General features: G+C 72.1%; 5 protein-coding genes and 1 pseudogene. 4 read left to right on the top strand and 2 right to left on the bottom strand.

What is annotated here, in order from left to right; genetic code table 11:
* Positions 1–254: 254 nt before the first annotated feature.
* Positions 255–809 (bottom strand): hypothetical protein, encoded by a 555-nt coding sequence (locus ACFV6D_RS37705; RefSeq protein WP_380563234.1) that lies wholly within the window; start codon positions 807–809, stop codon positions 255–257.
* 721 nt (positions 810–1530) lie between these two features.
* Between ACFV6D_RS37705 and ACFV6D_RS37700 the strand changes: the two genes are divergently transcribed.
* The gene (locus ACFV6D_RS37700) at positions 1531–2103 is read left to right on the top strand and encodes an exonuclease domain-containing protein (RefSeq protein WP_380563232.1); all 573 of its coding nucleotides are present in this window, start codon (positions 1531–1533) and stop codon (positions 2101–2103) included.
* 176 nt (positions 2104–2279) lie between these two features.
* Here ACFV6D_RS37700 and ACFV6D_RS37695 read toward each other — a convergent pair whose 3' ends face one another.
* Positions 2280–2864 (bottom strand): DinB family protein, encoded by a 585-nt coding sequence (locus ACFV6D_RS37695; RefSeq protein WP_380563230.1) that lies wholly within the window; start codon positions 2862–2864, stop codon positions 2280–2282.
* A 692-nt stretch (positions 2865–3556) separates the two neighbouring features.
* Here ACFV6D_RS37695 and ACFV6D_RS37690 point away from each other — a divergent pair.
* The 3 genes and pseudogenes from ACFV6D_RS37690 to ACFV6D_RS37680 form a co-directional block, all read left to right on the top strand.
* Entirely contained in the window at positions 3557–4930 is a 1374-nt protein-coding gene (locus ACFV6D_RS37690; protein WP_380563228.1) for an NUDIX domain-containing protein, read from the top strand.
* 145 nt (positions 4931–5075) lie between these two features.
* A complete protein-coding gene (locus tag ACFV6D_RS37685) occupies positions 5076–5558 on the top strand; it encodes an NUDIX domain-containing protein (RefSeq protein ID WP_380426515.1) in 483 nt (160 codons plus the stop codon).
* Positions 5559–5737: 179 nt separating this feature from the next.
* Positions 5738–6074, top strand: a pseudogene (locus ACFV6D_RS37680) (hypothetical protein); the annotation flags it as partial.

Genomic DNA, 6074 nt, shown 5'->3' with positions numbered 1-6074 from the left:
ACATCTCTCCTCCGGTTCCCCTGTGTCATCCCCACACTCTAGATCCCCGCTCCACCGACCCCCAACCTCCCCCCCCCCCCGGCGCGCGCCGCGGGGCCGTGGTGGCCGATCGCCGGGCCCAGGGCCGGCAAGCGGGCTCGTGCCAGGTGGTCCGGACGCTCCTTCCGGCCCGGATCGCGGGTGTTCTCACGGGTCAGCGGTGCATCGCGGCGGGCTGGAAGCGGGCCAGGCGGCCGGGCGCGGCCCGGCACCGGTCATCGTTCCCCCGGCACGTGGCCCGGGCCGCCCTCCGCCGCCTCGTCTGGCCGTTCGTCCGGCTGGTCGTCCGGGTCGGCCAGTGCGAGACCGGCCACCACGCCGTCGGCGATCCGCCGCCCCAGGTCCGGGGAGAGCCCGGCTTCCCCGGCCGCTTCGAGCACCATGCGGTGGACCAAGCGTTGCTGATCACGGGTCAGTGGCGGGATGACCTCGGGAGCCGACCGGCGCCGCCGCACCCGCCACCGTACCCGCCGCCACAGCGCCGACGATCCGCGCGAGGCGACCTCCACCAGGTTCTCGGCGAGCTTCTCGCGGGCCCGATCCAGGGTCAGCCACAGCAGCGGGGCCACCAGCGGAGCGATCTCGGCGAGACCGAAACCGAGCGGATCACGGTCGCCGCGCCGCCGTCGCAGCCGGGCGAGTACCTCGGCGTCGCTCCGTCGCAGCAGGCCGTCGACCATGACCGCCTCCTCGGGCGCGCAGACGGCGACCACGTCCCGTACCAGGTCGCGGACCCGGACCCCGACCGCCTGCTCAGATGGCGAATTCAACTGTCCTCCCGTCGAAGGAAGCTCGTTTACTCCGCTACTCCGCTGCTCCGCGGCGAACTCTCGGTCTGTTGCGAACGACCTCGACGCGACTCGGTCGCGCGAGCGGTCGAACCCGAAGGCACTGTCGAAGAGGGCAGCGGCCCTGGTCGCTTCCGCCACGAACCGGGTGGCCCGGTCATGGGCCGCCCAGACCTTGACCTGATGCTCCCCGCCAGTAGGGGTGTACCCGAGTCGAGTTCGGCGACTCTTCGGTCAAGGTGGGCGCGTCCCGGGAGGCGCGGGACATGGCCTCGCACACTGGGGCGACGGAGAGCAGGAGGGCGTTGCCTACGAGCCGACGGCTGCGGCTGCGGGAGTCACGGGCAGTCCGGACGCCCTGTTCGAAGGAGGCGAGGCACGGGTTGCCGTCGTTCTCGAACGTCTGCTTGATACACGGGAGTTGGCCCCGTTGATCAGCCCTGGGACTCAGGACGCGCTCGCCGCCATGCTCCCTCGAAGTCATCACGGCCGATCTCCCTGGCCACGTATTGCGGATCATGAAGATCGAACGGCGCATTGAACGGCCAGTCCTCAACGCTCGTCTTGACTGAACCACCGTCCCGGCTGGTCTCGACCTGCCGCAACCGCCGTCCGCACCCGGGGGTGCGGGGCGGCGGCGCATCCGCACCCCGGCAGGCAAAACCAGGTGCCGCGGCCGCCGCTCCTCCCTACGCTTCCCGCCATGGACAGCACCGGGGCCGAGCGGCTCCTGAACGTCGTGGACGTCGAAGCAACCTGCTGGGCCGGCGGCCAACCGCGGGGAGCGGTCAGCGAGATCATCGAGATCGGACTGACCGTCGTCGATCTGGACGCCGGCGAACGCCTCGCCCGCCACCGGATCCTGGTGCGGCCCGCCCGATCCACGGTCAGCGAGTTCTGCACGGAACTGACCGGCCTCACCCAGCACGAGGTCGACACAGGGGTCGGCTTCGCCGAAGCGTGCCGGCTCCTGGCGGCCGAACACCACGCCGGGGCACGCCCGTGGGCCAGTTGGGGCGACTACGACCGCAACCAGTTCACCCGGCAGTGCCAGGCCACCGGGACGCCGTATCCCTTCGGCCGGCACCACACCAACGCCAAAACGACCTTCACCGAGGCATACGGCCTGCGCAAACGCCCCGGCATGGCGAAGGCCCTGGAGATCGCCGGGCGGCGACTCGAAGGCCGTCACCACAGCGGCGAGGACGACGCCTGGAACATCGCCGCCCTTGTGCTCCACCTGTCCGAGCGGGGCGTCTGGCCGGATCCGTGCTGACCACTGGATTGCCGACCATCGTCAGCGCCTGTGCCAGGTGATGGATCACTGGGTTCCGATGCTGTCAAGGTAGGGAGATAAGCCGCCGCCAGCAGATGAGTGCGCATCCGCGAGTGAGGAAGGCTTCGTGGATGTCGTCACAGGAGTAGAGCTCTCCAAACGCCCACTTAGGCTCGTCAGGGTGTGCCCACCGCCGCCCTGGCGGCCCGCTCGACCTCGGCGAACCGGGACTGCCGGAACGCGGCGTCGGGCTGCGAATTCGCGTGGCTCGCCTCGGTCCCGGTGGCGCCGTCGAGGTGCTCGCGCAGGATGTCGGCGTGCCCGGCGTGCCGGTTGGTCTCGGTGAGCACGTGCACCAGGATGCTGAACAATGTGACGTTCGGACGGGGCCACCAGGGCACGTAGCCCGGTGCCTCGACGGTGAGGGCGTCGATCGTCGCGTCGGAGTGCTCCGCGACCCGGCGGTACCGGCCGATGATCTCCTCGCGGGTCTCGTGCTCGGTCACCCACATCGCCTCGGCCCAGAGCCGCTCGTCGTCCCACCGGCCCAGCGGCTCCGGGCATGGGCGGCCGAGGACGTTGCCGAAGTACCGGTACTCGATGTTCGTGAGGTGCTTGACCAGTCCGAGGAGGCTCGTGCCCGAGCCGGTCAGAGGTCGGCGGACGTCGTATTCGGACAGCCCGTCGAGCTTCCAGATGAGCGCCTCCCGGACATCGCGCAGATCGCTGTGCAAGTACTCCTTGGCGAATTCATCGATCACGGGGACGCAGTCTGCCATGCACGGTCCGTGAGACCGGCCCGGGCCCGACAGGCAGCCGACGAGGAACCGGCACTGCGGGAAGCCGGGACCGATCGCTCCGCATCCGTTGGTCCGGGCCCTTGCCCTGATGAATGAACAGAAGAACTCGACAGGGAAGCACACGGCATCGCCGGCCCCCTCGCCCTGCTTGCCCCTTGCCCTGCGCCACGGTGCGGAGGTGGACGGCCGGCGCTCGACGATCATCCGAACGGGTGAATCCGGCGACGGCTACGCGCTGCCCGACCTCCTCGGCTACCCGGGCGTCCGTGACCGCCTCGAAGCCGGCCTGACGGCCGGGCTCGAACAGGCTCTCGCCGCCTGCGCGCTGGGCTCCGCCCCCTGCCCGAGCACGTCCGTGGCCAGTTGGAGGACGCCCTCGGCCGCGCCCGGAGGTGCTCGAAACCTCCCCGTTCGACCCGGGCTCGCCCGGAGGTAATCCGCTTGAACGCCGCGCTCGAACAGCACCATCATCGGAGACCGCCAACCTCTAGGAGGTTCCTTAACTCAGCTCCGCAGAAAGAAACTTGGACGTCGGATCGCCTTCTTCCAGCACACTTGCGCGCCCGCGCGCCGACGGTGTTCGGAGGAGCTGCGGCGAAGACCGGCACCGACCGGCGGAACACACCCGCCCGAGAGACCGAGGAGCCCACCCGGTGATCGACTTCGACATGCTGACCGGCCTCGCCTTCCGCGAGGGCGCCGAACGGATCGGCGTCGGCGTGGTGGTCCGCGACACCTGCGGCCGGATCCTGATGATCCGCCGGGCCGCGCACGACGTCCTGCCCGGCCTGTGGGAGTACCCGGGCGGCGGCCACGAGGACGGCGAGCCCGTGGCGGCGGGCGCGGCGCGGGAACTGGCCGAGCAGACCGGGCTTGCCGGGCTGCCGCTGGAGTACGCGCGGAGCCTGCACCTCACCGACCCGAACGGCCGGCGCGTGCGGCAGTTCGTCTTCGCCACCGTCGTTCCGGAGGGCACCCCGGTCGTCCTCTCCGGCGACCACGACTCCCACCAGTGGGCTCCAGCGGACCGGCTGCCCACGACCAGCGACGGCCAACGCGCGGTGATCGAGTGGCTGACCGGCCGCCTGGCGATCCCGGGCTGGCGGCCGGTCGGCGGCTACCTGACCACCATCGCCCGGCCCAGCGCCTACGGCTCCTTCCTGGTCACCGACCCCGCCGGCCGCGTCCTCGGGATGCGCTCGACCATCGACCCGAGCGTGTGGAACATGCCCGGCGGCAACGTCGAGCACGGCGAGAGCCCCTTCGACGCCGCGCTGCGCGAAGCCCGGGAGGAGCTGGGCCTGGACCTGGCCGCGGAGAACCCGCAGGTGCTCCGGCGGCGCCTGGTCGCCGTGATCCACACGCAGGCCGACGCCGACTACCCGGTCCCGGTCGCCGGCTACGTGTTCGACGGCGGCACGCTGACCGCGGAGCAGCAGGCCCGGATCCGGCTCGATCCGGCCGAGCACACCGAGTTCCGGTTCGAGACGGCCCACGACTGGCGCTCCCGGATGACCCCCGACCACTACCAGCGGCTCCGGCAGGTGCTGCGCGCCCACCGCTGCGGCGTCCCGCTCTACCTGGAGCGCCCCGCCCCGGACGGCGACGACTTCGAGGGCGTCCTGGTCTTCGTCACCGACCGCGCGGGTCGACTGCTGATGCACCTGCGCGAAGACAGGCCGGGCATGGCCTGGCCCGGCTACTGGACTCCGATCGGCGGCTGGCGCGAGGGGGACGAGAGCGCCGAGGAGAGCGCGGTGCGCGAAGTCCGCGAGGAGGCCGGCGTCGAGATCACCGGGCTACGGACCCTCCCCGGCCCGCACCAGGACCTCGGCCTCCCGCTCACCCGCATCCTGCACGCCGTCCGGGACGGCCCCGAGAGCGGCCTGCGGCTCGGTGACGAGGGCCTGGCCGTGCGCATGGTGCCCTTCGACGAGGTGCTCGATCTGAAGGTCCCGCCCTACCTGCACCACTACCTGCCGCTGCTCGCCGCAGCGGCCGACCAGCCCACCGGGGAGGCCTCGTGACCCGGCCCGACCCCGCCGGCCCCGCCGGCCCGTGCGCGTGATGCTCCAGCTCACCCCGCACCGTCCTGGAGCCGCTGCGCGGACCGGCGTCGGCCCCGTGAAGTCCCCAAGTCCCCTTTGATCGAGCGTCCTTGGAGGTAGTGCTGTGGAGAGCCTGCGACAGGCGGTGGCCGTCATCGTCCACGACCGGAGTGGCGGCCGGGTCGCGACGATCAACTACGCGACGAACAGTTGGAGCACGACGCCGGTGTGGACGATCCCCGGTGGCAAGGTCGAGGTCGGCGAGCGCCTGGACGAGGCCGCCGCCCGTGAACTGGCGGAGGAGACGGGGCTGGAAGTCGACCCGCGCGACCTGCGGCTGGTCCACACGATCCAGGTCCGCCAGGGCTGGGACGGCAAGGGCCCGTTCCTGCTGTCGGTGTTCCTCGCCACCGCCTGGCAGGGCGAGCTGACGAACACCGAGCCCGGCAAGCACCTCGCCGTGGTGTGGTCGCCCGCGGGCGAGCTGCCGCTGCCGATGTTCCCGTCCTCCCACGCCGCCCTGTCCGCGTACCTGTCCGGTGGTCGCGGGTTCTCCACCCACGGCTGGGCCGAGGGGTCCGACCCCCGCGACCTGGTCCAGGGCTGAGGAAGGCACCGTCACCTTCCCCACCCCAGCCGGATCCCGTACGCCTACCGCGCCGTGCAGCGGCCCGACGGCGGCACCGGCCCGACGGCGGCACCGACCGGCACCTCGGCCGCCTCGGCCGCCTCGGCCTCCCCCGACAACCACCTGAGTGACCCACCGAACCCCGGAGGCAGTCCCGCATGACCGGATCCCCCGTACGCCCCGCCGGCCCCGAGGACGCCGACGAACTGCTGCGCCTGCGCGTCGCGGTGCTCGACGGCGCCCGGCTCACCGACGACTGGCGCACCACCTTCCGCGACGACATGCGCGAGCGGCTCGGCACCGACCCGAACCTGCTCGCCTATGTCGTCCCCGCCGACGACGGCACGCTGGCCTCCTGCGCCATCGGCATCGTCTACCGCGGCTACCGGGGCCCCACCCACCCCACCGGCCGGTGGGCCCGGATCCACACCGTGGCCACCGACCCGGCCCACCGACGGGGCGGGGCCCCCCCCCCCGGCACCACCCCCCCGGGCC

Origin of the sequence: Kitasatospora sp. NPDC059812 (genome assembly GCF_042732075.1) — a bacterium.
GTDB lineage: Bacteria > Actinomycetota > Actinomycetes > Streptomycetales > Streptomycetaceae > Kitasatospora.
Note: the sequence above shows the minus strand (reverse complement) of the source record. Positions and strands in the feature narration are given on the sequence as shown.

Bases quoted from the DNA above. Each gene is read 5' to 3' on its own strand.
- ACFV6D_RS37700 (WP_380563232.1), top strand. From the start codon at position 1,531: ATGGACAGCACCGGGGCCGAGCGGCTCCTGAACGTCGTGGACGTCGAA.